The organism is Sphingomonas xinjiangensis, from assembly GCF_014199255.1.
Taxonomy (GTDB): domain Bacteria; phylum Pseudomonadota; class Alphaproteobacteria; order Sphingomonadales; family Sphingomonadaceae; genus Sphingomonas; species Sphingomonas xinjiangensis.
In genome coordinates this window covers 107,769-130,835 of sequence record NZ_JACIJF010000005.1, presented here as the reverse complement: position 1 = coordinate 130,835, position 23,067 = coordinate 107,769, and the positions used below count along the sequence as shown (strand labels likewise).

The following is a 23,067-nucleotide window of genomic DNA, read 5'->3' as shown; positions in this document are numbered from 1 at the left end:
CGCGGCGAGCAGGAGCGGCAAAGCGGGCAGCAGCGAGCGACTGTGAAAAACCATTGCCGAAGGAACCGGCGCCACGGCCAAGTGGTTCCGGAAGTGTAACGCCTAATGGCTGCATCGGGGGAAGCTTGGTCATCGTTCGCGTCTTGCTGCCCCTGATGCTGTTCGCGTCCTGCAAGCCACCGCCCGACGAGGAACATCACATGCCCCAGGCAGATCCGGCACGCGGCGCCCAAGCGATCGAGCGCGTCGGCTGCGCGGCCTGCCACCAGATCCCTGGCATAGCCTGGCCGCAGGGCGCCTCGGGACCCTCGCTCGCCGGGTTTGCCGATCAGGGGCTGATCGCCGGGCGCCTGCCCAACCGCCCGGACGTGCTCACTGCCTTTGTCCGCAACGCCCCCGCGACGCTGCCGGGCACGACCATGCCGGCCATGCCGCTTACCAAGGAGGAGGCGCGCGACGTGGCGGCCTATCTATATGCAACCGGCAGCCGCTAATACCGGGCCGGGCTGGCCGGCCTCGATCTTCGATCCCGCCGGGCCCTATGCCGGCTCGATCACCACACTCAGCTGGCTGCTGCTGGCGATGGCGGCGGGCGTGTTCCTGGTCGTGCTGGTGGCATTGTGGGTCGCGCTGTTCGGCAAGCATCGGCTGCAAAAGCGCCTTGGCGGCACCCGCACCATCTGGATCGGCGGCATCATATTCCCCGTGATCGTCCTCTCCGGGCTGCTGGTCTATGGCCTCAGCCTCACCCGCAATCTCGCCGAGCCGGTCCCCGCGAACGCGATGCGCGTGCGGATCACCGGCGAGATGTGGTGGTGGCGCGTCGCTTATCTCGACGCGCGGGGTCAGCCGGTGAACATCGACGCGAACGAACTGCACATCCCCGTCGGCCAGCCGGTGGTGCTCGAACTCGAATCCAGCGACGTGATCCACAGCTTCTGGGTGCCCCAGCTTTCGGGCAAGCTCGACATGATCCCCGGCCGGCGCAACATCCTGCCGATCCAGGCCGATCGCCCGGGCACCTATGGCGGGCAATGCGCCGAATATTGCGGCGGGCCGCACGCGCTGATGGGCTTCGTCGTGATTGCGCATGAACCCGCGCAATATCACGCGATCATGGCCGCTCGCCGCACGCCGCGTCAACAGGTGGCGGGCAGGGGCGAGCAGCTGTTCCGCTCCACCGGTTGCGCCGCGTGCCACCGCATCGCCGGCACCGACGCCAATGGCATCGCCGGTCCCGACCTCAGCCATGTCGGCAGCCGCAGCTCGCTGGGCGCTGGCATCCTGCCCAACAATCGCGGCACGCTGATCGGCTGGATCGGCGACAGCCAGTCGATCAAGCCGGGCAACCGCATGCCGGCGTACAAGATGCTGCCGGCGCAGGATCTCGCCGCCATCGCCACCTATCTGGAAGCGCAGAAGTGAAGTCGGAAACCGGCTTCGATCCCGCGCTCTACGACCGCTTCCCGACTGAAGGTGAACGGCCAGAGGGGGAGCTGGAAGAACTCGAACGCATCTGGTGCGCGCCCAAGGGGTGGCAGCTGCTGGCGGCGGTCAACAACAACTATGTCGGCACCTTCTATGTCGGCACCGCGTTCCTGTTCTTCGTGCTCGCCGGCATCCTCGCGCTTGTGATGCGCGTGCAACTCGCGCTGCCGCTCCAGGGCATCCTGCCGCAGGAAACCTACAACCAGTTCTTCACCATGCACGGCACGGTGATGATGTTCCTGTTCGCGGTGCCGATGATGGAGGCGCTGGGCGTGCTCCTGCTGCCCCAGATGCTCGCCGCGCGCGACCTGCCGTTCCCGCGGCTCTCGGCTTATGCGTTCTGGGCGTATTTCTTCGGCGGGCTGTGCTTCTTCGCGTCGATCTTCTTCGGCCTCGCCCCCAATGGCGGCTGGTTCATGTATCCGCCGCTGACCGGCATGGCCTATTCGCCCGGGATCAACGCCGATTTCTGGCTGCTTGGCATCGGCTTTATCGAGATTTCGGCGATCGCCGGCGCGATCGAGATCATCGTCGGGGTGCTGCGCACCCGCGCGCCGGGCATGACGCTGGACAAGATGCCGATCTACGCCTGGGCGATGCTGGTGTTCGCCGCGATGATCGTCGTCGGCTTCCCGTCGATCATCCTGGGCACGCTGCTGCTCGAGCTTGAGCGCGCCTTTGCCTGGCCATTCTTCGATCCCACCCGCGGCGGCGATCCGATGCTGTGGCAGCATCTGTTCTGGTTCTTCGGCCACCCCGAAGTTTATATCATCTTCCTGCCTGCCTCCGGGCTGGTGTCGATGATGGTGCCCACGCTCGCGCGGACCAAGCTGGTCGGGCAGAATTTGATCGTGATGGCGTTCCTCGCCACCGGCTTCATCAGCTTCGGCGTGTGGTCGCACCACATGTTCACCACCGGCATGCCGCGCCTGTCGATCGCCTTCTTCTCGGCGGCCAGCATGGCGGTCAGCGTGCCCGCGGGTATCCAGGTTTTCTCCTGGATCTCGACCTTTGCGGTGGGCAAGCCACGCTTCAACACGCCCACCCTGTTCGCGCTCGGTGGCCTCATCACCTTCGTCATCGGCGGGCTGACCGGCGTGATGGTGGCGATGGTGCCCTTCGACTGGCAGGCGCATGACAGCTACTTCATCGTCGCGCACCTCCATTACGTGCTGATCGGCGGCATGGTCTTCCCGCTGTTCGCCGCGCTTTATTACTGGATCCCGATGATGAGCCAGCGGGCATTGTCGGAGCGGCTGGGCAAATGGGTGTTCTGGCTGATGTTCGTCGGTATGCAGGTGACCTTCTGGCCGATGCACATCCTCGGGCTGATGGGCATGCCGCGCCGCGTCTATACCTATCTGCCGGGCCGCGATTGGGACACGATCAACTTCATCTCGACGCTGGGCGCGTTCACCATCGGCCTGGGCGTGCTGCTGTTCGTGATCGACCTCGCGCGCAACTTCCGCTTCACCCCCGATAACGATGCCGGCAACGTCTATGGCGGCGGCACGCTCGAATGGCTGCCGACCGGGCTCTATTCGACGCGCAGCATCCCGGTGGTGAAGAGCCGCGAGCCGCTCTGGGACGATCCCGATCTGGCGAAGAACGTCGAAGAGGGCCGCTACTTCCTGCCCAACTCCGCGACCGGCCTGCGTGAGACCATCGTCACCAGCCCGCTGCGCGCCGAACCCCAATATCTGCAGATCATGCCTGGGCCGTCGGTGTGGCCATTGCTCGCGGCGATCTTCACTGCCGGCTTCTTCATCATCATGACGATTCAGGCGTACAAGTTCAGCTTCGCCTGCGGCATCCTCGCGATCGTCTGTGTGCTGCGCTGGCTGTGGGACACCGATCGGCTGGTGAAGGAAGAGACGGTTGATGTCGGCGCCGGCATCCGCCTGCCGACCTATTGCACCGGCCCTTCCAGCCATGGCTGGTGGGCGACGATGGTGCTGCTCACCGTGGTCTTCATGATCTTCGTCATGGCGATGTTCAGCTTCGTCTATCTCTACGGCGTGCATCCGCGCTTCTGGACCGCGGCTGCCGACAAATGGTCGCTGCTCGCGATCCTGCCGGCCTATGCCGCCGCCGCCGGGCTGGCGCTGCTCTCGCGCCACATGCTGGCGCGTGAGAAGACGGAACATTGGACGCCCGGCGTGCTGTTCGTGCTCGCGGTCTGTGCGCTGGTCGCGGGCATCGGCATCGATTTCTGGAGCTGGCTGCGATCGGGGCTGCTGCCCACCACCAGCGGGCAGGGGGCAACGGTGTATGGGCTGCTTTCGCTCGAAAGCATTCTGGTGTTTATCGCCGTGCTGATGGCCGGCTATATCTCCGCGCGCAACGGCCGCGCGCTGATCGTCCGCCCGCGCAATAACAGCCTCGATCTGTGCGTGCTGTTCACCGTCTATGCGGCGCTCGAAGGGGCAGTGACCGCTATCCTCACGCGCCTGTTCCCCTGGGTCTGACCGGTGCGTGGCTGGACCTTCCTGCTCGCCGGGCCGATCGTGTGGACGGTGCAATTCTTTGCGCTGTACGGGATCGCCAGCATCTTCCTCACCAGCACCACCACGCGCGTGCTGGCGGGCCTGGTGTCACTCGCCTGCCTCGCCGCCATCGCCTGGCTGTTCGTCCATGTTCGCCGCTCGCAGCCGGTGGACGATCCCGACGCGTGGATGCACCGCGTGTCGCTGCTCGGCATCGGGGTGTCGGCCGTGGCCGTGTTCTGGCAATCGCTCCCCGCCCTGATCGCGTAGGGCGTCTCAGATGCGGCTCATCCTCCCTCGCCCTTGCAAGGGGGAAAGGGTTGCGCAAACTTAGTCTCTGCGCAGCAAAGGCTTTAGTCCGAGCCGGGAGAGGGGGTGCGGCCGCGGCGCATGGCGCCGCTCTACCCCTCTCCGAGCTACGCTAAGCAGCAAGCTGCCACGCTTCACTATCCTCTTCTCTAGCAAGGGGCGAGGATATCTAGGCACCCGCACCTATTTCAGCGCCAGCGGCAGCCCTGCGGCAAGGAAGTGGACCCGGTCGACGGCCGCCGCCACCCGCTGGTTGATCGTGCCGGCCATGTCGCGGAAGCGCCGGGCGAGTGCGTTGTCAGGCACGATGCCCAAGCCCACTTCGTTGGCGACAAGGATCAGCGTCCCGTGATGCGCCTGGATTGCCTCGATCAACCTTGCCGTCGCATTTTCCCAGTCGGCTTCGTCCAGCAACAGATTGGATGTCCACAGGGTCAGGCAGTCGACCAGCACGGTATGTCCGCTCACGTCACCGATAGCTTCGGCCAGGTCCAGCGGCGCTTCCACGGTGCGCCACCGGCCGTCTCGATCCGCCTGATGCCGGGCGATCCGGTCGCGCATCTCGTCGTCAAACGCTTGTCCCGTCGCGACGAACACCAATTCGCCGCCGCGCGCCTCGGCCAGCGCTTGGGCATGCCGGCTCTTGCCCGAACGCGCCCCGCCCAGCACCAACAGGCCGCGGTCGCCCTGCTCGAACCTCGCCGTCATCCGCTTTCCCCTTGCCAGCCGCGCCGGGGATGCCGATGGACGGCGCGAACCTGCAAGTCGAGGCCCTGCGTTGCACGCTCTGACATTCCATGGCGGACGCCTCGACGAAGCTGCGCGCTGCTATCCGGATGCGCCGCAGCCTTGGCTTGACCTTTCGACCGGCGTCAATCCGCTGCCCTGGATGCCCGCCACGCCGCCCGACATCGATTTGCACGCGCTGCCTTCGGTCGCCGCGCTGGATGCGCTGATCCGGGCCGCCGCTGCCGCGTTCGGTGCACCCGGCCTCGCCACCGCCGCGCTGCCGGGCAGCGAGATCGGCCTGCGCCTGCTCGCACAGCTCGATCTCCCCCAGCCGTGGAGGCTGATCGGCCCTAGTTACCGCACCCACCACGCCGCGTTGCCGGGCGCGCAGAGCGTCGCATTTGCGGAGCCGGGGGAGGGTGGCACCGTGCTTCTTGCCAACCCCAACAATCCCGATGGCCGTCTGATCGCGCCCGAACGCCTGCGCGATCTGGCCCGCACGCTGGCGGCGAAGGGGGGGCTGCTGATCGTCGACGAGGCCTTTGCCGACGCCATCGACGGCGCCAGCATCCTGCCGCTGCTGGGACCCGAGGACCGCGTGCTCGTGCTCCGCTCCTTCGGCAAGTTCTACGGCCTTGCCGGCGTTCGCCTCGGCTTCGCCTGCGGTGCCGCCGACCTTGTCGCGCGACTGACCGATCTGCTCGGCAGCTGGCCGGTGTCGAGTACCGCTATCACCCTCGGGACCGCCGCTTACCGCGACACTGCCTGGGTATCCGAAACCCGCACCCGGCTGGCGCGGGACGCCGCCAGACTGGACGCGCTGCTCGCCAGCCACGGCTTCGCCGCGCAGGGCGCATGTCCGCTTTTTCGGCTGATTGAGACCGGTCGCGCGTCAAATCTGTTCGATCACTTGGCCAGTTCAGGCATCCTCACGCGCCCGTTCGACTACGCTCCGACCTGGCTGCGCCTGGGTCTTCCTACCGACTTTGTCCGTCTCGATCAGGCACTTGGCCGTGGCTGAACCCATTGCGCTCGCGGCGCTTATGCTCGACGCCGCGTTCGGCTGGCCCTCCGCGCTCTACAATCGCATCGGCCACCCCGTCGGCGCCTTCGCTCGCCTGATCGACGGGTGCGAAGCCGCCTGGAACTGCCCAGAACATACTGAAAACAGGCGTAAAATGATGGGCGTCGCGACCCTGCTCCTAGTCATCCTGCTAGGCGCAGGCATCCCGTGGCTGATCGAAGTCAGCGTATACAAGATGCTCGACTTCTCGATTTGGCCGATACTAGCACTCCTAGCCTTTCCAGGCTTGGCGCAGCGCAGTTTGCACGACCACGTCCATCCCATCGCCACTGCCCTGGAAGCCGGAGACCTCGAAAAAGCCCGTCAATCGGTTGCCCAGATCGTCGGTCGCGACACCGCCAAGCTGGACGAACCCGCCGTCGCCCGCGCTGCAATCGAGAGTCTGGCCGAAAGCTTCTGCGACGGCATCGCAGCCCCGCTCTTCTGGCTGCTCATCCTCGGCCTGCCGGGCCTCTGGGCGTACAAGGGCATCAACACCGCCGACAGCCTGATCGGCCACCGCGAACCCCGTTGGCGCGCATTCGGCTGGGCCGCGGCCCGTTTCGACGATCTCGCCAATCTGATCCCGGCACGCTTGGGTGGTGCTATCCTCTGCGTAGCTGGGGGCGGGGGCTGGCGCACGATGTGGCGCGACGCACGCCTCCACGCCTCGCCCAATGCCGGCTGGACCGAAGCCGCGATGGCTGGTGCGCTCCGCCTTCGTCTCGCGGGGCCCGTCGCCTATGACGGTGTGATGACCGATAAGCCCTGGATCGGTAGCGGCGACAGTCAAGCCACCGCCGCCGACATCCGCCGCGCACTAGGTGTGTACCGCCGGGCCTGTCTAATCCTCTGGATCATCGCGGGAGGCGCCGCATGGGCGCTTTGATGCTTCAGGGCACCGGCTCCGACGTGGGGAAGTCGGTGCTGGTCGCGGGCCTTTGCCGTGCGTTGAGCAACCGCGGGCTTCGCGTTTCCCCGTTCAAGCCGCAGAACATGTCCACCAACGCAGCCGTCACGCCGGGCGGCGGCGAGATTGGTCGCGCGCAGGCGACCCAGGCGCTTGCCGCCCGCGTGCCGCCGCACACCGACATGAACCCGGTGCTATTGAAGCCGCAGGGGGACCGCACCTCGCAACTGGTGGTGCATGGCCAAGTCCGCGGCACCTTGCGCGCCGCTCAGTGGCGCGAAGGCCGCGAGGGACTGCTCGACGACGTTCTCGCCAGCTACCACCGGCTTCGGGGCGCCGCCGACATCGTCGTAATCGAGGGGGCGGGGTCGCCTGCCGAGATCAACCTGCGTGACGGCGACATTGCGAACATGGGTTTTGCGCGTGCCGCAGGGGTGCCCGTCCTGCTAGTCGGTGACATCGACCGAGGTGGTGTCATCGCCTCGCTGGTGGGCACTCGCGCAGTGATAGATCTCGCTGACGCCGCGATGATCCACGGCTTCCTGATCAACAAGTTTCGTGGAGATCTCGCTTTGTTCGCTGACGGATACGCCGCAATCGAGCGGCGTACCGGCTGGCGCGGCTATGGCGTGGTTCCGTGGATGGCCGACGCGGTCCGCTTGCCGAGCGAGGACGGCGTCGTGCTCCAACGCCCTGCCATTCCGACCACTGACAAGCGGGTGACGATCGCTTGTCCAATTACCCCACACATCGCCAATTTCGACGATCTCGATCCACTCCGGCTGGAGCCGGATGTCGATCTGGTCCTCGTGCCGCCGGGGCAGCCGATCCCTGACGCACAACTTATCATTCTTGCGGGTTCGAAGGCGACGTCTGCCGACACGGCGTTCGTGCGCGCACAGGGCTGGGACATCGACATCCGCGCGCATGTCCGTCGCGGGCGGCCCGTGCTGGGGTTGTGCGGCGGGTATCAGATGCTCGGTCGGACGATTGCGGACCCGCAGGGCATCGAGGGAGCTGCGGGAACTGTCGAAGGACTAGGCTTGCTCGCCGTCGACACTGTGCTGAGTGGCGAGAAGGCGTTGATGGAGGTCGCCGGCCTGGCAGATGGGGAGCGGTTCACGGGTTATGAAATGCACATGGGCCGCACCGATGGCCCGGACACCGCGCGTCCTGTCGTCCGCTTCGACGATGGACGCGAGGATGGTGCCATAAGCCCGAACGGGTTGGTTAGCGGCAGCTATGTCCATGGTCTGCTCGGGCTGGCTGGCCAGCGGCGCGCGCTGCTCGCACGATTGGGATCGGAAGGAAAGGGGCCAGACCATCATGCGTCGGTGAATGCCGCGCTGGACGCGATCGCTGCCGAACTGGAGCGCCATCTCGACATCGATGCGCTGATCACACTGTCAGAGACGGCTCGCGGCGATTGAGACGAAAAGCAGTGCGGTTTCGCACCACTCGATCCCGGCGCCGTGGCTATCGCCGCTGATCCCGCCGATGCGCGCCTTTAGCCACCAAGCCCAGCCCAGCAGGGTCACGGGCGCGACCATCAGCGGCGGGAAGAGCAGGCAGGCAGCCGCCCACATCGCGGTCCACCCGGCCAGATCGCGTAGGCGCACCGCCGAGGCGACGCTAGCCCCCAGGCCGGGCTTCAGCGGCGGCAGCCATCGTGCCCAGAATAACGGGCCGATCCGCGCGGCAAACGGTATCAGTACAAGGGCGGTCCAGTGGATGCCGGCATGCAGCAGCACCAGCTTCGCGAGCAGCTGGACGATGATCGCAACTACGCCGAAGCTGCCGATATGCGGGTCCGTCATGACCGACATCATTCGCCCCCTGTCGCCATGCGCCGCGCCGAGGCCGTCTGCCAGATCACCAAGCCCGTCCAGGTGTAACGCGCCTGTAACTGCAACCCATGCGATCAGCCCCGCCAACGCGCCGATCCAAGGATCGATCCAGCTGCCGGCCCAAACCGCGAGCGCCACGATTGCCCCTAGCGCAAGGCCTACCGCCGGATACCAGCGGATCGCGTCGGCGAAATCCCCCGCATCAGCCTCTACCCGAGGCATCGGCAGGCGCGTAAGGAAACTGAGCGCGACGATGAGGCTCTTCATGCGCGCAACCCAGTTATTTGTGCAGTCAGCGGCTCGCCTGACCAGACCTTCAAGGACAATATCGCGGCGTAGGGCAGATCGAATGCCCAGCTGCCACGAAGGCTGAGGCCGCAGGCTTGCGCAAGGACTGCCCGCATCGCGCCACCATGCGTCACCACCAAAGTAGGCACGTGGATCTCGGCCAGCGCAGCCCTTACGCGCGCCTTGAGATCTACCCAGCGTTCGCCGCCCGGCGGAGGATAGGCGTCGGGATCATCATAGAAGCGAGCGAGCGCCACCGGATTGACCTGCTCAGCAGCCAAGCCGTCCCACTCGCCAAAGTCCAGTTCACGCCAGCGTGGGTCGGCTTGTACGGGCACGCCGATCGCCTGGGCACACGCCACCGATCGCCGCAGGTCTGATGTCAGGATCATGTCCACCGCGAGCCCCTCGGCAGCGCGGACGCAAGCGGCAATGCCCTCTGCCGTGACGCCGCAGTCGGTACGTCCGAGCAAGCGCCCAGCAAGTTCAGGCGCGCCGTGGCGCATAAGGTGGACGGCGACCGGGTTCACCCGTCCGACACGCCGGCTTCGGCAAAGGTCGCCATCTGATCGTGGGCAGCGACCGCCGCGCGAACGATCCCCGCCGCAACCGCGGCTCCGCTCGCTTCCCCCAGCCGCATGCCGAGCGCAAGCAAGGGTTCCAATCCGAGTTGGTCAAGCAGCCGCTGGTGCGCCGGCTCCGCCGAGACATGACCGGCGAGACAATGCTCAACCACGCCCGGAACTGTAACTGCCAGCGGCGCGACCGCCGAACAGCAGATGAAGCCGTCGAGCAGCACTGGCACGCGCGCCATTCTCGCCGCCACCACCGCGCCCGCCAGAGCCGCGATCTCGTGCCCACCGAGTCGCCGCAGCCGCTCCAGCGGCGCGTCCGCCCCTGCATGAAGCGCGAGGCCCGCTTCGACGACGGCCAGCTTGGCCGACAGCTGTATGCCGTGAACACCAGTGCCAGGGCCGACCCAGTCGGTTGCCGAACCGCTGAAACTTGCTGCGCATAGCGCTGCGGCGCTCGTCGAGTTGCCTATCCCCATCTCGCCCAGCACCAACAGGTCCAAGCCGGGTTCGACCACCGCCGCGCCGGCATTCACCGCCACCAGACACTCATCTTCCGACATTGCTGGGCCGATGGTGAAATCCGCCGTGGGGCGACCCAGTTCGAGCGGCACCACCATAAGCTCCAGTCCCGCGGCACCCGCTAAGGCGTTGATCGCCGCCCCGCCTTCGCGAAAGTTGCGGACCATCTGCGCCGTCACCGCCGGAGGAAAAGCACTGACACCCCGCGCCGCCACCCCGTGATTGCCCGCGAACACCGCCACTCGGCTTCTGTCCAGCCGGGGGCGCTCGCGTGCTTGCCAACCGGCTAGAAAGACCGCGATCTCTTCCAGCCGGCCCAAGGATCCAGCCGGCTTGGTCAGCACGGACTGCCGTGCCAGTGCAGCGGCACGGGCGGCTTCGTCTGGACCTGGCAAGATCCGCAGTGCAGCTTCGAATGCCGCTGCCGACTTGAACCCCGTCATGCGACGACAAAGCCAGCGGGCGGGGTTCGCACGATGAAATGCCCTTTCACGCCGTCCGGCCATGCCTTGTACGGCACTTGGCCTACTTCGCTCGCAGAATAGTGGACGGCATAATCCAGAATGGCCCGCGCAGCATCCTCTTCAGGGGCAAAGCGGCCCATGACATAGCCGACCTTGCCCGCACCGCGCAGATGCACGGTGCAGAACTCGGTGCAGGCGAACAGGCAGGGCATCTCCTCGACCTTCAGCTCGGCATATCCAGGGTCGCTGGCTTGTATTGCCCGAAGGGCTGCAACCATCAACGCGCCGCCCCGCCGGCCCTCGCCATCGTCCTTATCCGCGGCGCTGAAGCGGCAGCTGTTGCAGGCGACGATTGCCGGACCGTCACCGACGGGGACCAGCTTCATGCCGCTGCCATCGGCGGGCGTGCCGCCGGCACGCCGATCGCGACCAGCGCGCGATACAATGCGAGCAGTCCTGCCATGATGGCGGCATTGCGCAGTAATTGGCGTCCCAGGACCTCCGCAGTGAAGGCGGTGCATGGGTCGCCCTTCGCTAGGGTAAACGCCAGAATTACCAGTTTAAAGGCCGCGAACCCCGCCAGATACGCTGCCGCCAACCGTGCGGCGAGCGGCGCGGTCATGCGGGCCGCGGTGGCATGCGCGGCGATGGCACCTGCAACAGCGGCAACACCGATCGCCGCGCCCACTAGCATCGTCCCTAGATCATGCGGATAGCCCAGAAAGCCGAACCCAACTGCTTGGCTTGCCACCCATGCCGCAATCGCCAGGGCGACGCCGTCCCGCTGCCGCATATGCACCGCGGTGAGCGCCGCCAGTGCGGGGAAGGGTGTCGCGCAGGCGAATGCAAGGGTCGTTGCCGTACTCGCCAGTGTAAGCACCATGATCCACAGCGTTGATGCACGCTGCGATGTGACGGAATTGGTCATGCTCGCTCCTCCTCTTGGTTTCAGAAACGACCGCGAAATCCGGCATACAGGCTGCGTCCTAGCGTGCCGTAACGGTAGGTGGTCTGATATTCCTCGTCGAACAGGTTCTCGACGCGCGCGAATAGCTTCACCTGATGGGTCACCGGCAGCTCGGCACGCAGGTCGACAAGCGTGTAGCTCTCGAGCCGCGTCGTGTTCGCCGCATTGTCGAAGCTGTCGCCTGCCCAACGGGCGGCAACGCCAAGTGCGTAACCATGGGGCAGCGTATAGGTGATGGACGCATTGGCCGCATGGCGGGGGCGGCGTGGCAACCACAGCCCATTCGTGGCGCCGGGGGAGCGGTCTTCGGACTCGGTCCAGCTGTAATTGCCGTCAAGCGTCAGGCGGGTGCCGACCTGTGCATGCGCGACCGCTTCCACTCCGCGCGCGAACGCGCGGGCGACATTCTGGTAGTAGCCGGCGCGCCGCGTGTTCGATCCAGGCTGAAAGCAGAGCGGCTCCGTCGGCCGCGCGGGGCAGGTATTGTAGATGATCTGGTTGGTGGTGCGACGTTCGAAGTAAGTCGCGCCGAATGCAAGCACACCGCCAAGCAGCCGCTGTTCGGCGCCGGCTTCCCAACCCTTAGCCTCCTCGGGGTTCAGCGCCTGATTACCAAATTCGGAAAAGAGCTGATACAAGGTTGGCGCCTTGAACGCTTCGGCATAATTGGCGCGCAACACGGTGCCGGTCGGCAGCGCCCAGACTGCGCCGCCCGCGAACAAAGTCTGGCTGCCAAAGCGATTGTGATCGTCATTGCGCACGCCCCCGGTGAGCGTCAGTCCATCGAAGAGCGTGGCGTTCAGCTCGGCATAGACGCCGGTGATCTCCGCGCGGCCTTGGGCCGGTGCAGGCACCGGTGTGGCGAGCGACGCCAAAGGCGACACAGAGCGAAAGCGCGAACGCTCATTCTCCACGCCAAAGGTCGCGTTCCATCCGGCCGCAATGGCAAAGCCGCCTTGATACTCCAGCCGCTCATTGCGTCCCGCAGCATCGAAGCTTTGCGCGCGGGCACGTGCCGGATTGTAGTTGTCGCGGTCGGTGTCGGTATAGCCATAGGCAAAACGGTTGCGCAGCCGTGCGTCGAACAAGTCGATGTTCAGACCGGCATAGCCGACGAATTCGCGATTGAGCGAGTAGTCGCGGGTGTCGGCGCTGGTTGAGTCAAGCTCCGTGCGCCCGCGCGAATAATAGCCGCGGACATCGGCACTGACTCCGCTGGTGATGTCCAGCATTGCGCGTCCTTGCACGCTCTGATTCGAGTAACCGTCCGTGTCGCGGCCACCGAATGTTGGGGCGAGTGCCGACATACCCTGGGTGCTGAAGGCTTGCGCGCCCACTCGCCATGCCAGTGGTCCGGTCCGTCCGCCAATCGCCGCGCGTCCGCTCACCGTTTGGCGCGATCCCGCCTCCACGTCGAAGCTGCTCTCCAGATCGCGTTCGCCAAGGGGCGTGACGATGTTCACTACGCCGCCGATTGCCTGGCTGCCCCACAGGATCGACTGCGGGCCCCGTAGCACTTCGATGCGAGCGGCGTCGCCCACGAGTAGATTGGCGAAGTTGTAGCCGCCGCCCGCCGAGGACGGGTCGTTCAGCTTCACGCCGTCGATAACCACCACCGTCTGATCGGGCTCGGCACCGCGGATGCGTAGGCTCGTGTTGGTGCCATAACCACCGTTTCGGGAAAGCGTCACCCCGGGCGTACGCAGCAGCAGGTCCGCCACGCCAAAATCCTGGTTGCGGTCGATCGCCGCCTTGTCGAGCACGGTGACCGACGCCGCCACGCGGTCGATCGGCGTTGCGGCGCGGGTAGCCGTGACGACGACGATATCGCTGTCCGGGCCCGCGGCGGCGTCAGGGCGCGGGGCTTCCTGCGCCCAGGCGGTGGTGGATAGGAGCACGGCCAGTAACGGTGAAAACTTGATCAAGAAAACCTCCACGCACGAACAGGAGTCCGCACGGCGCAAGCGAGGAGAAGCGCGCACGCCACTTCCTCCGCGAGCCATGCGGACCATGCTATCGTCACGCTGGGGTTGACCGGCTCCGCTGACACGGGCGGCCGTTCCCGTCCGCTCGGCGCACCCTGGCCGGACGAAGGACGACTGCGGCAGGCAGGTCTCCTGGCTCACGGGTCTATGCCGGTCCGTGCCGCCTTCTCAGACCTTTCGATCCAATGGCATGTGGCACGGCGGCTCGCCGCTTACAGTTGCAGGGGCAGCCGGGGTTTTCCCGTTCCCTTTTCATCCCCCTTCGGGGAACCTGTCGCGTTTGGGCCTCTAGGCGTGTCGTGGATGATGGTCAACGGCATGGAACCATGCAGGAAAGCGTTCAGCTTTAGGTGATTGCGGAAAGATTCTTCTAAGTCGTGGTGCAGCGAACACGCAGGATGATCGAAGCATGCTGACGCTTTGCCTAACAAGCCTTTGATACTCGTGGTCGTTCCATTCCCAACCGGTCAGGAAACAGAAGAACACGGGTGCCGCGATACACTAGGTGTACCGTGCTCAGTTGAGCGGGGTTGCTCTGCCAGGTGCTCCATGGGTATCATGTCAATAGCGGATCTGGACGGTATGGTCCGCTTTCTGTTCAAGGAATCTTGTCAGATCTTCGCCGCAGGCATGGTGCGCGAAATGGCAAGCCACATCCGCGCCGGACTGCCGGATGTGGCTTGATGTTCAGATTAAGCCGGCATTGTCAGAGGACGTTCAAAGCTCTGGCTGCGCGCCGAACGCCAGCGCGTCGGCTGATCCCAGTTCCTGTTCGCCCGCGAAAAGCCGGTCCAACCGCGCCTTGATGTCGTGTCGGTAGCTCTGGCACGACACCGCACGTGGCGCCGCGACCGAAACTTCATCGGCGATCGCGCTTTTGATGCGGTCCATCGCTGCCTCATCCAAGACCTTTGCCCGCTGCAACTCGATGCACAGCTGCACCAACCCGACAGCAGTCGCATGCGCGCGAAGGCCGACATTCGTCACTTCGAAATGCAGCTTCTTCTGTTTCTCGTACGGGGTGGTCATCGTCCGCTCCTTAATTTTTTGTAACGCTAAGAAGCACCTGCCGAGAGATGGGGTCAAGGATAGCGATGCATCGCGGGCTTGGATCGACGCGTTGCTACCCGCAAAGAGGGTTTCTAGGGCCCTTGGGCAAGGCGCCAGCTGAAGATGCCCCTCGTTTCTCTGGCCTCTGCAAGCGCAGCATCAGGCTTAGCCTGACGTGACCATATAGTAGATGTTATACCCCACGAAGATGGTGACGATGATTAGCAGCACGACCAGGGCCACGCTTCCCAGTCCCTTGCGCGCCCGCTTGTCCACGGGGTCCGAACTCCGATCCACTATGACCTATCCTTCCGACGTTGCTATGACAGGAAAGACGCGTGGGGGCTCGGATCGTTGCGCTAAGGGCCGATCAGCTGCCTTATGCGATGACGTGGAAGAACGTGCCGGACGCCAGCCCGCGGCGGTGTCCCGCCGGTGAAAGCGTGACGCCTTCGCCGTCCGTCATAGCCGCGAGATCCCCGGCTTCGCCGCCGCAGATGGTGGCGTGATGATATTCATGGCCCCAGGATCGCACGCCCGCTTCGGCGAACGCCACCGAGTGACTCCAGATCGCGCTGCGGTACCCCAGATGCAGTTTGCGCGCGGCGAAGCTTGTTTCGACTGGTAACAGCCCTGCCATCGGGTGCACAGCGCCATCGGCGTCGGTCAGCGTTTGGCCCAGCACCATGTACCCGCCGCATTCGCCATGCACCGGCCGTGTCGCGGCAAAGTCGCGCAAGCCGTGGAGGAACCGCGCGTTGCCGGCCAGAGTACCCGCATGAAGTTCGGGATAGCCGCCGGGTAGCCAGCAGGCATCGCAGATCGCTGGCGGCGGCTGGTCGGCGAGAGGGGAGAAGCGCACGATCTCTGCGCCCGCACGGCGCCAACCCTGGAGGAGGTGCGGATACATAAAGGTAAAGGCCGCGTCTTGCGCGACGGCGATGCGCTGCCCCGGTGGGCGCACCGTAGGCGATGGGAGCGGGGCGTCGATCGTCGGACCGGCTGCGGCGTGGATTGCAGGCAGATCGCAATGCGCCTCCACGACGTCGGCTATGCGGTTGAGCCTGATGTCGAGGTCTGTGGTTTCGCTTGCCTGCACCAGCCCAAGATGCCGTGAGGGGAGGGCCATGCGAGGGTCGGCGGGGATCATCCCGAATATGGGGATGTCAACCGCGGCGAACCCGGCTTCGATCATGCGGCGGTGCCTGGGGCTTGCTGCGCGGTTGACGATCACGCCGGCTATGCGGGGTGCGCCGGGCATGCGGGCCAAGCCCAGTGCAACTGCGGCGATGCTTTGTGCTGCGCCACTTGCATCGAGCACCAGCAGTATCGGCCATCCGAGTGCGGTGGCGACACTGGCGGTGGTACCGGATCGGGTGGGGCTGGCCAGTCCGTCGTAGAGCCCCATTGCGCCTTCGCCGATAACCACTTCGGCGTCGCGGGCGGAATGTGCCGCCAGACCGGCGAGTACCGGAAGTTCCAGCGCAAAGCCGTCAAGGTTGAGCGATGGCCGCCCCGTCGCGACGGCGTGAAAGGCGGGATCGATGTAATCGGGTCCGCATTTGGCGCCCGCGACCTTCAGGCCAGTGCGGGCGAAGGCGCGTTGCAGTCCCGTGGTCACCACCGTCTTGCCTGCCCCCGACTTGGCTGCCGAGACGATCAAGCCGGGTGCCAACATCGCCAAACCACGTCCTTTCTATGTTCTTGTATACGCTGATAGCTGTGTTTGGCTGCGGTGCTACTTGATCCATCGGGCCAATCAAGCATTAGGAGAGCATGACCGCAGCAACCCTTCTCCCGCGCCTGTTGCGTAGCTGCGCGGGCGCGGCGCTGATCCTCGCACCGCTTATGAGCAGTCCGACGCAAGCCGCCGATCCCGCGCCCTTTGATCTACCGGGCCCAGGTCTCCACATCACCGTGACGCGGAGCGGCGTCACGCTGCCGATCGGGCAGGTGCCCGACCTTGAAGCGGGGGACAAGCTGGTGATCCGGGCCGATCTGCCCGAAGATCAGCGTATCCGCTTCCTGCTCGTATCGGCGTTTCTGAGCGGCGCAACCAACCCGCCGCCAAACAAGTGGATCGAGAGTGCCGAAACCTGGAAGCGCAAGGACAAGGACCGGCTGCTCAGCCTCACCGTCCCTGAAGGCGCAAAGCAAATGGTGCTGTTCCTGGTTCCGGAAACCGGCGGTGCGGCCAGCACGATCGGCGATGCCGTAAAGGGGAAGCCAGGCGAATTCGTCCGCGCCACGCAATCGATCAACCAGGCCTCGCTTGACCGGTCTCGGCTCAACGCGTTCATTGCCGCCATCCGCGCACAGGAGAACAGCCACCCCGAGTTCCTGAAGAACCTGGCGCCAGTGCTCGCGCGCAGCCTGGCGATCAAGCTGAACGCTGACTGCTTGGCAAAGGTAGTCGAGTTTCAAGCCGCGTGCCTGCTAGAGGATCGGGAGACGCTGGTTCTCGCCGACGTGCACAGCAGCTCAGTCGCTGAGACACTGGCCGGCGCGCCCACCGACTTGGCGCTTCAGCTCAGCTACACGCGCGAAGGGGGCTTTGGCTATTACAGTCCCTATATCGCCGTGGTGCGCGACATCGCGCGCGTGTTTGGCGCGTTCAGCAGCCCCCAGTTCAACTATCTGCCGGCGCTCAGCCTGCGCGATGGTGAGCGCGTCTCACTGGTACTGAACAGCGCGCCATCGTTCGCCAAGCCCAAGTCGGTGCTGGTCGCGTCCATGCCGGCGATCGGCACCGACAGCCCGCCGCGGCTGCGCGCCGTCGGCGATGCGCCGATGTGCGGGGCCAATTCAAATTTGGTGCTGCCGGTAGAGGGCGCACCGCTGATCTATTCGACTGATTACGCCCGCAACATGGTGCTGCGCGTCGGGGCCACCGACGTGCCGGTGCAGGCGCGAGCTGAGCGTGGCGGCTATGTGTTCGCACAGCCGCTGAATCAAAGCGGGCTAGGCGGCACGGTTGAAGGACGGCTTCAGGGTTTCTGGGGGTATCAGCCTTTTGCGGGCCCCAGCTTCACGCTGCAATTCCCAACCGGAGAAGCTTGGAAGACTGGCGCCGATGCAACCAGCCTGGTTACCGGACGCGACAACAAGCTGATCCTGACCGGATCGGCGCCATCGTGCGTATCGAGCGTCACCATGCGTGTCGGCGATGGGACGCCGCAGCCGGTGGCGTACACCACCGCCGGCGACAAGGGGTTAGCGCTTACCCTGCCGCTCAAGGACGCGCGGTCCGGCGACGTGACGCTGGAAATTCGGCAGATCGGCCAGGCCGAGCCGGCGGCGGTGACGCTGCGCGCATACCGGCAAGCGAGCAAAGTGAGCGAACTCACGGTGCATGCAGGCGACCGCGCCGCGCAGCTTACCGGCCAAAGATTGGATCAAGTCGCGGCGATTCAGCTGGGCGGGCTTTCCCTGAAGCCGGACGGTCTAACTCGCGACGGCGATATCGATAGGTTGCAGTTGGTGGGAGAGGGGGAGCCGCTGAAGCCCGGCGATCTCACCGCCCGCGTGTCACTCTCCGACGGAAGGACGCTCAGCCTGCCGGTGACGGTGCGTGCGCCACGCATCGGCATCACGCTGCTCGACAAGAGCGTGCAGGCGAAGGACGCCGCTGCACGTCAGCGGCTGACTGCGCCTGCTGACACGCTGCTGCCCGATAGCGCGCGGCTGATCTTTTCGGTTCGGGCAAGCGGGGGCTCGCTTTCGCGGAACGACGCGCTGGAGATTGCCGGCCCGAGCGGGCAGCCGCTTCGGCTCGTTGCCGGGCCGAACCTCCAGCTTCAGGGGCAGGACGTACTGGTTGCGACACTGGACCCGGCGGCGCTTGGCCCATCGGGGTTCGGGGCGCTACGGGTGCGGCTGGTGCGGGATGGGGAAGTAAGCGACTGGCAGCCGCTGACCACGCTCGCGCGGCTGCCTAAGGTGGACGGCGTCGAGTGCAAGCGGGAGGCATGCACGCTGAGCGGCGAGTCGCTGTTCCTGATCGAAAGCATCGCAGCCACGCCGGCATTCGAAAAGCCGGTTTCCGTGCCGCAGGGCTATACCGGCGGCGTCGTGAAGGTGCCGGTTCCGCAGGGAGGCAAGCTGTACCTGAAGCTGCGGGACGCGCCAGATCAGGTGGTGGTGTTGAACGCGGGCTGATCCGGCAGGGCTTCAGGGAAAGAGGGTTTCACGCGAAGGCGCGAAGACGCGAAGAAGCAGGGCAGAAGAAGAGGTTCGCGCGGAGGCGCAGAGGCACGCCCTCCGGCGGCGTCAGCCGCCCCTCAGTCGGCAAGCAGCTTGGCAAGCGGCGCGAATTGAAGGCCGCTGGTGCGACGAGCACCACTCCGCGCCTCCGCGCGAAATCCCCTTATCTTGAGCTTGTACGGGCCTCTGTCTCCAGCAAACCCGACGTTTGCAGAAGAAGCAGAATCCCGGCTAAAGGCCGGGACGACGTAAGTTTTGACAGCTGGACGATCCTCCCCCGCACCGCGGAGGAGGCGTGACCTTCAAGCTATTGCGGGCAGGCGGGCCAGGTGCTTGTCGAGGGTGATCGGATAATCGCGCACGCGCACGCCAGTGGCGTTATAGATCGCATTCGCAACGGCGCCGCCGACGCCGCAGATGCCGAGCTCGCCGACACCCTTGGCCTTCATCGGCGAGGACACCGGATCGACTTCATCGAGGAAAATCACTTCTTGGTGCGGAATATCGGCATGGACCGGGACCTCGTACCCGGCGAGATCGTGGTTCACGAAGAAGCCGAAGCGCTTGTCGACAGCCAGTTCCTCCATCAGCGCTGCGCCGAGGCCCATCGTCATTCCGCCGATGACCTGGCTGCGTGCTGACTTCGGATTCAGGATACGGCCGGCCGCACAGACGGCCAGCATGCGCCGCACGCGGATTTCGCCGGTGAAGCTGTCGACTGCCGCTTCGACGAAATGGCCGGCAAAGGTCGATTGCTGGTACTTCTTGCCCAGGTCGCCATATTCGATGGAGTCCTCAGCAACCAGTTCGGAGCCCTTGGCGGCATCGGCCAGCTTGGCGTGGCGGTTGCCCGACCGCACTTCGCCATCGGCGAACGCCGCATCGGCTGAGTTGAACCCAAGCTTCACCGCGACCTGTTCGCGCAGCTTGACGCACGCGGCGTAGACGCCGGCGGTGGAGTTGTTCGCGCCCCACTGACCACCTGAACCCGCCGAGACGGGCATGTCCGAGTCGCCTAGCCTCACCACCACCCGGTCGAGCGGCACGCCCATCATCTCCGCTGCGGTCTGGGCGAGGATGGTGTAGCTGCCCGTGCCGATATCGGTCATGTCGGTTTCGACCGTCACGACGCCGCGCCCGTCGAGCCGCACGCGCGCCGCAGACTTCATCAGCAGGTTGTTGCGGAAGCCCGCCGCCACGCCCATGCCGACCAGCCAGCGGCCGTTGCGCACCTGGCCCGACTTGGGGTTGCGCCTGGCCCAGCCGAAGCGCTCGGCGCCGATGCGCAGGCACTCGTTAAGTTGACGCTGCGAATATTTCCGCTCGGGCTTTTCCGGATCAACCTGGGTGTCGTTGACGATGCGAAATTCGACCGGGTCCATGCCGAGCTTTTCCGCCATTTCGTCCATGGCGACTTCGAGCGCCATCATGCCCGGCGCTTCGCCGGGGGCGCGCATCGCGTTGCCTTCCGGCAAGTCGAGCACCGCAAGACGCATCGCGGTCAGCCGGTTTTCGCCGGCATAAAGCAGCCTGGTCTGCGACACCGCCGTTTCCGGGCCGCCGCCGGGCAGATCTCCCGACGTGCTTTCATGCGCGATGGCGGTCAAACGGCCATCTGGCGTCGCGCCCAGGCGGATGCGCTGGATCGTCGCGGGACGGTGCGTAGTGTTGTTGGCGATCAGCGGGCGCTGGAGCGTCACCTTGACCGGACGCCCCGCAGCCCTTGCGCCGAGCGCCGCCATCAGCGCATCGGCGCGCAGGAACAGCTTTCCGCCGAAGCCGCCGCCGACATAGGGCGAATCCAGCCGCACATTCTCCTTGGAGATGCCGAGCGTCTTGGCGACTTCGTTTTTGCCCCAGGCGATCATCTGGTTGGAGGTCCATAGCGTCACCTTTTCGCCATCCCAGGCGGCAATGGTCGCGTGCGGCTCCATCATCGCATGGCTGTGATCGGGGGTGGTGTAGGTGGCGTCGAGCGTTACCGGCGCAGCCTTGAACGCGCCTTCGAAATTGCCGGTCCGATCAATAGGAGGGGCGGCGCTGCCTTCGCCGCTATTCTCGCCGTCCAGCGGTGCGCGCTTCGCCTCCTCGGCCAGATCGAAGCGGCCCTGTGCACGGACATAGTCGACGCGGACGAGCTGCGCGGCGGCACGCGCCTGTTCGAAGGTTTCCGCCACCACGACGGCGACAGCCTGGTGATAATGCTCGATATCGGGTCCGCCGAGCAGCTTGGCGGTGTTCATGCTGCCCTTTCCGAGCTTGCCGGCATTTTCCGCCGTGACGATGGCGAGCACGCCGGGTGCCGCCTTGGCGTCGCGCAGGTCCATCGACTTGATGCGGCCCTTTGCGATAGCGGCGCCGACGACATAGCCATAGGCGGCGTTCGGCGCGACATCGTGCCGTTCATAGGCATAGGGCGCGCGGCCGGTGGTCTTGAGCGGGCCGTCGATGCGGTCGGTGGGCTTGCCGATGACCTTGAGCTGGTCGATCGGGTTGGTGCCGGCGGGAGTATCGAACTTCATGGGATCAGCCCCTTGCTTCGTGCATCACCGAGGCGAGCGTGCGCTCCACCAGCGGCAGCTTGAACGAATTGTCCTGCGTCGGGCGAGCGCCGGCGAGGAGGGTGCCCGTCACCGCCTTGGCGCCTTGCTTCATGTTCGCTTCCGCAGCCTCCACGCGCCATGGCTTGTGGGCGACGCCGCCTATCGCGACGCGGCCGCTGCCATCCTTCTGGATGACCGCCGCGACCGACACGAGCGCGAACGCATAGGACGCGCGGTCTCGGGTCTTGTGGTAGAAATGCTGGCCCCCGATCGGCTTGGGCAGCGTGACCGCGGTGATGAGCTCACCGCGCCCCAGCACCGTATCTAGGTGTGGTGTGTCGCCGGGCAGGCGGTGGAACTGCGCGATCGGGATCCCGCGGGTCGCGCCGGCCGGGTTGACCGTCTCCACCGTGGCATCGAGCACGCGCATCGCCACCGCCATGTCGCTGGGATGGGTGGCGATGCAGGCATCGCTCGACCCGATCACGGCCAACTGGCGTGAATAGCCGCCGATCGCTGCGCACCCCGAGCCCGGACTGCGCTTGTTGCAAGGCTGGTTAGTGTCGTAGAAATAGGGGCAGCGGGTGCGCTGAAGCAGGTTGCCCGCAGTGGTGGCCTTGTTGCGCAGTTGTCCTGACGCGCCGGCGAGGAGCGCGCGCGACAGCACGGCATAGTCCTTGCGAACCCGCTTGTCGGCGGCCAGATCTGTGTTGCTGACCAGCGCCCCGATGCGCAGGCCACCGTCACCGGTCTTCTCAATCTTGTCGAGGCCCAGATCGTTGACGTCGATCAGGTGGCGCGGCGCTTCGATCTGAAGCTTCATCAGGTCGAGCAGATTGGTGCCGCCAGCGATGAATTTGCTGCCTGGCGTGCGTGCCGCCGCCTGCGCCGCCTGCCCGGGCGAGTTGACGCGTTCGTAGGTAAACGGCTTCATGCCTTTTTCCTTCCTGCCGCCACTTCGGCGATCGCCTCGGCGATGTTCGAGTATGCGCCGCAGCGGCAGATGTTGCCGCTCATCCGCTCGCGGACTTCCAGGTTGCTGGCCTGGGGCTTGCCGTCCAGATCCTGCGTCACATGGCTGGGGATGCCGGCCTTGATCTCATCGAGCACTGCGACTGCCGAGCAGATTTGGCCCGGCGTGCAATAGCCGCACTGATAGCCATCATGCTTGACGAAGGCGGCCTGCATCGGGTGCAGCTTGTCGGGGGTGCCCAGCCCTTCGATCGTGGTGATCCGGTCGCCCTGGTGCATCACGGCCAGGCTGAGGCAACTGTTGATGCGGCGCCCGTCGACGATCACTGTGCATGCGCCGCATTGGCCATGGTCGCAGCCCTTCTTGCTGCCGGTGAGGTGGAGATGCTCGCGCAGCGCGTCGAGGAGGGTGGTGCGGGTGTCGAGTTCCAGCTGCTGGGCACGGCCGTTCACTTCGAACGACACCGCCATCATGCTGGGCTGGTCCTCTGTGACAAGCGGCATCGTCTGGGCCTCTGCTGCGGGAACTGCGGTGACCGCCGCCGATGCTGCGCCGCCGATCAGCAAGTCGCGACGACTGAGTTCAAGCTCGCCGGCGTCGGGCATCGGGTTCCTCCATGTTGGTATGCTGGGCAGCATAGCGGCGGAGGGTAGCAAGGGCTAGCCTGG

The 23,067-nt window shown here is 65.5% G+C and carries 22 protein-coding genes and 1 riboswitch; of the genes, 9 read left to right on the top strand and 13 right to left on the bottom strand.

The annotated features are described in order from the left end of the window. Positions 1–200: 200 nt before the first annotated feature. Genes FHT02_RS10730 through FHT02_RS10715 form a run of 4 tightly spaced genes read left to right on the top strand, consistent with a single transcriptional unit; the run spans position 201 to position 4,244 of the window. The gene (locus tag FHT02_RS10730; RefSeq protein ID WP_246352330.1) at positions 201–494 is read left to right on the top strand and encodes a c-type cytochrome; all 294 of its coding nucleotides are present in this window, start codon (positions 201–203) and stop codon (positions 492–494) included. Next, entirely contained in the window at positions 475–1,425 is a 951-nt protein-coding gene (coxB, locus tag FHT02_RS10725) for a cytochrome c oxidase subunit II (RefSeq protein ID WP_184087349.1), read from the top strand. Before FHT02_RS10730 ends, coxB begins: the two co-directional genes overlap by 20 nt. After that, complete coding sequence (locus FHT02_RS10720) at positions 1,422–3,956, top strand: cbb3-type cytochrome c oxidase subunit I (protein WP_184087347.1); 2,535 nt, start codon at positions 1,422–1,424, stop codon at positions 3,954–3,956. The genes coxB and FHT02_RS10720 overlap by 4 nt, the downstream gene beginning before the upstream one ends. A 3-nt stretch (positions 3,957–3,959) precedes the next feature. Continuing rightward, positions 3,960–4,244, top strand: a complete 285-nt coding sequence (locus tag FHT02_RS10715; RefSeq protein WP_184087345.1) for a hypothetical protein — start codon at positions 3,960–3,962, stop codon at positions 4,242–4,244. A 222-nt stretch (positions 4,245–4,466) separates the two neighbouring features. Here the strand turns inward: FHT02_RS10715 and cobU are convergent, their stop codons facing one another. Next, entirely contained in the window at positions 4,467–4,991 is a 525-nt protein-coding gene (gene cobU / locus FHT02_RS10710; RefSeq protein ID WP_184087343.1) for a bifunctional adenosylcobinamide kinase/adenosylcobinamide-phosphate guanylyltransferase, read from the bottom strand. A gap of 70 nt (positions 4,992–5,061) precedes the next feature. Here cobU and FHT02_RS10705 point away from each other — a divergent pair, with 70 nt between their 5' ends. From FHT02_RS10705 to FHT02_RS10695, 3 genes are read left to right on the top strand one after another with little or no spacing between them, the layout of a single operon-like run. Then, positions 5,062–6,033: an aminotransferase class I/II-fold pyridoxal phosphate-dependent enzyme gene (locus tag FHT02_RS10705; protein ID WP_184087341.1), complete on the top strand. Its 972-nt coding sequence runs from the start codon at positions 5,062–5,064 to the stop codon at positions 6,031–6,033. Beyond that, a complete protein-coding gene (cbiB, locus tag FHT02_RS10700) occupies positions 6,026–6,964 on the top strand; it encodes an adenosylcobinamide-phosphate synthase CbiB (protein ID WP_184087339.1) in 939 nt (312 codons plus the stop codon). Before FHT02_RS10705 ends, cbiB begins: the two co-directional genes overlap by 8 nt. Next, a complete protein-coding gene (locus tag FHT02_RS10695) occupies positions 6,952–8,415 on the top strand; it encodes a cobyric acid synthase (protein ID WP_184087337.1) in 1,464 nt (487 codons plus the stop codon). The genes cbiB and FHT02_RS10695 overlap by 13 nt, the downstream gene beginning before the upstream one ends. On the opposite strand, the gene cobS is transcribed toward FHT02_RS10695, so the two are convergent. From cobS to FHT02_RS10665, 6 genes are read right to left on the bottom strand one after another with little or no spacing between them, the layout of a single operon-like run. Next, positions 8,392–9,099, bottom strand: coding sequence for an adenosylcobinamide-GDP ribazoletransferase (cobS, locus tag FHT02_RS10690; RefSeq protein ID WP_184087335.1), 708 nt, complete (start codon positions 9,097–9,099; stop codon positions 8,392–8,394). The two genes, FHT02_RS10695 and cobS, sit on opposite strands and share 24 nt — an antisense overlap. Beyond that, a complete protein-coding gene (locus FHT02_RS10685) occupies positions 9,096–9,650 on the bottom strand; it encodes a histidine phosphatase family protein (protein ID WP_184087333.1) in 555 nt (184 codons plus the stop codon). The genes cobS and FHT02_RS10685 overlap by 4 nt, the downstream gene beginning before the upstream one ends. Continuing rightward, positions 9,647–10,657 carry a nicotinate-nucleotide--dimethylbenzimidazole phosphoribosyltransferase gene (cobT, locus tag FHT02_RS10680; protein ID WP_184087331.1) on the bottom strand — a complete coding sequence of 337 codons (1,011 nt, stop codon included), beginning with the start codon at positions 10,655–10,657 and terminating at the stop codon, positions 9,647–9,649. Before cobT ends, FHT02_RS10685 begins: the two co-directional genes overlap by 4 nt. Continuing rightward, positions 10,654–11,064: a DUF1636 domain-containing protein gene (locus tag FHT02_RS10675; RefSeq protein WP_184087329.1), complete on the bottom strand. Its 411-nt coding sequence runs from the start codon at positions 11,062–11,064 to the stop codon at positions 10,654–10,656. The genes cobT and FHT02_RS10675 overlap by 4 nt, the downstream gene beginning before the upstream one ends. Then, entirely contained in the window at positions 11,061–11,606 is a 546-nt protein-coding gene (locus FHT02_RS10670; RefSeq protein WP_184087327.1) for a hypothetical protein, read from the bottom strand. The genes FHT02_RS10675 and FHT02_RS10670 overlap by 4 nt, the downstream gene beginning before the upstream one ends. 20 nt (positions 11,607–11,626) lie before the next feature. Next, complete coding sequence (locus FHT02_RS10665) at positions 11,627–13,570, bottom strand: TonB-dependent receptor plug domain-containing protein (RefSeq protein WP_246352329.1); 1,944 nt, start codon at positions 13,568–13,570, stop codon at positions 11,627–11,629. 165 nt (positions 13,571–13,735) lie between these two features. Then, positions 13,736–13,920, bottom strand: a riboswitch (cobalamin riboswitch). A gap of 259 nt (positions 13,921–14,179) precedes the next feature. Between FHT02_RS10665 and FHT02_RS21900 the strand changes: the two genes are divergently transcribed. Next, the gene (locus tag FHT02_RS21900) at positions 14,180–14,314 is read left to right on the top strand and encodes a hypothetical protein (RefSeq protein WP_281393167.1); all 135 of its coding nucleotides are present in this window, start codon (positions 14,180–14,182) and stop codon (positions 14,312–14,314) included. Between the two features lie 33 nt (positions 14,315–14,347). On the opposite strand, the gene FHT02_RS10660 is transcribed toward FHT02_RS21900, so the two are convergent. From FHT02_RS10660 to FHT02_RS10655, 3 genes are all read right to left on the bottom strand, one after another. Continuing rightward, positions 14,348–14,659, bottom strand: a complete 312-nt coding sequence (locus tag FHT02_RS10660) for a hypothetical protein (RefSeq protein WP_184087323.1) — start codon at positions 14,657–14,659, stop codon at positions 14,348–14,350. A gap of 186 nt (positions 14,660–14,845) precedes the next feature. Then, positions 14,846–14,977, bottom strand: coding sequence for a hypothetical protein (locus tag FHT02_RS21895; RefSeq protein ID WP_281393165.1), 132 nt, complete (start codon positions 14,975–14,977; stop codon positions 14,846–14,848). An 82-nt stretch (positions 14,978–15,059) separates the two neighbouring features. Beyond that, entirely contained in the window at positions 15,060–16,358 is a 1,299-nt protein-coding gene (locus FHT02_RS10655) for a cobyrinic acid a,c-diamide synthase CobB (RefSeq protein WP_184087321.1), read from the bottom strand. 98 nt (positions 16,359–16,456) lie between these two features. Between FHT02_RS10655 and FHT02_RS10650 the strand changes: the two genes are divergently transcribed. Continuing rightward, positions 16,457–18,838, top strand: a complete 2,382-nt coding sequence (locus FHT02_RS10650; RefSeq protein ID WP_184087319.1) for a hypothetical protein — start codon at positions 16,457–16,459, stop codon at positions 18,836–18,838. A 347-nt stretch (positions 18,839–19,185) separates the two neighbouring features. Here the strand turns inward: FHT02_RS10650 and paoC are convergent, their stop codons facing one another. Genes paoC through paoA form a run of 3 tightly spaced genes read right to left on the bottom strand, consistent with a single transcriptional unit; the run spans position 19,186 to position 23,004 of the window. Continuing rightward, a complete protein-coding gene (gene paoC, locus FHT02_RS10645; protein WP_184087317.1) occupies positions 19,186–21,405 on the bottom strand; it encodes an aldehyde oxidoreductase molybdenum-binding subunit PaoC in 2,220 nt (739 codons plus the stop codon). A gap of 4 nt (positions 21,406–21,409) precedes the next feature. Next, positions 21,410–22,360: an FAD binding domain-containing protein gene (locus FHT02_RS10640; RefSeq protein WP_184087315.1), complete on the bottom strand. Its 951-nt coding sequence runs from the start codon at positions 22,358–22,360 to the stop codon at positions 21,410–21,412. Next, entirely contained in the window at positions 22,357–23,004 is a 648-nt protein-coding gene (gene paoA, locus FHT02_RS10635) for an aldehyde dehydrogenase iron-sulfur subunit PaoA (RefSeq protein WP_184087312.1), read from the bottom strand. Before paoA ends, FHT02_RS10640 begins: the two co-directional genes overlap by 4 nt. Positions 23,005–23,067: the final 63 nt, after the last annotated feature.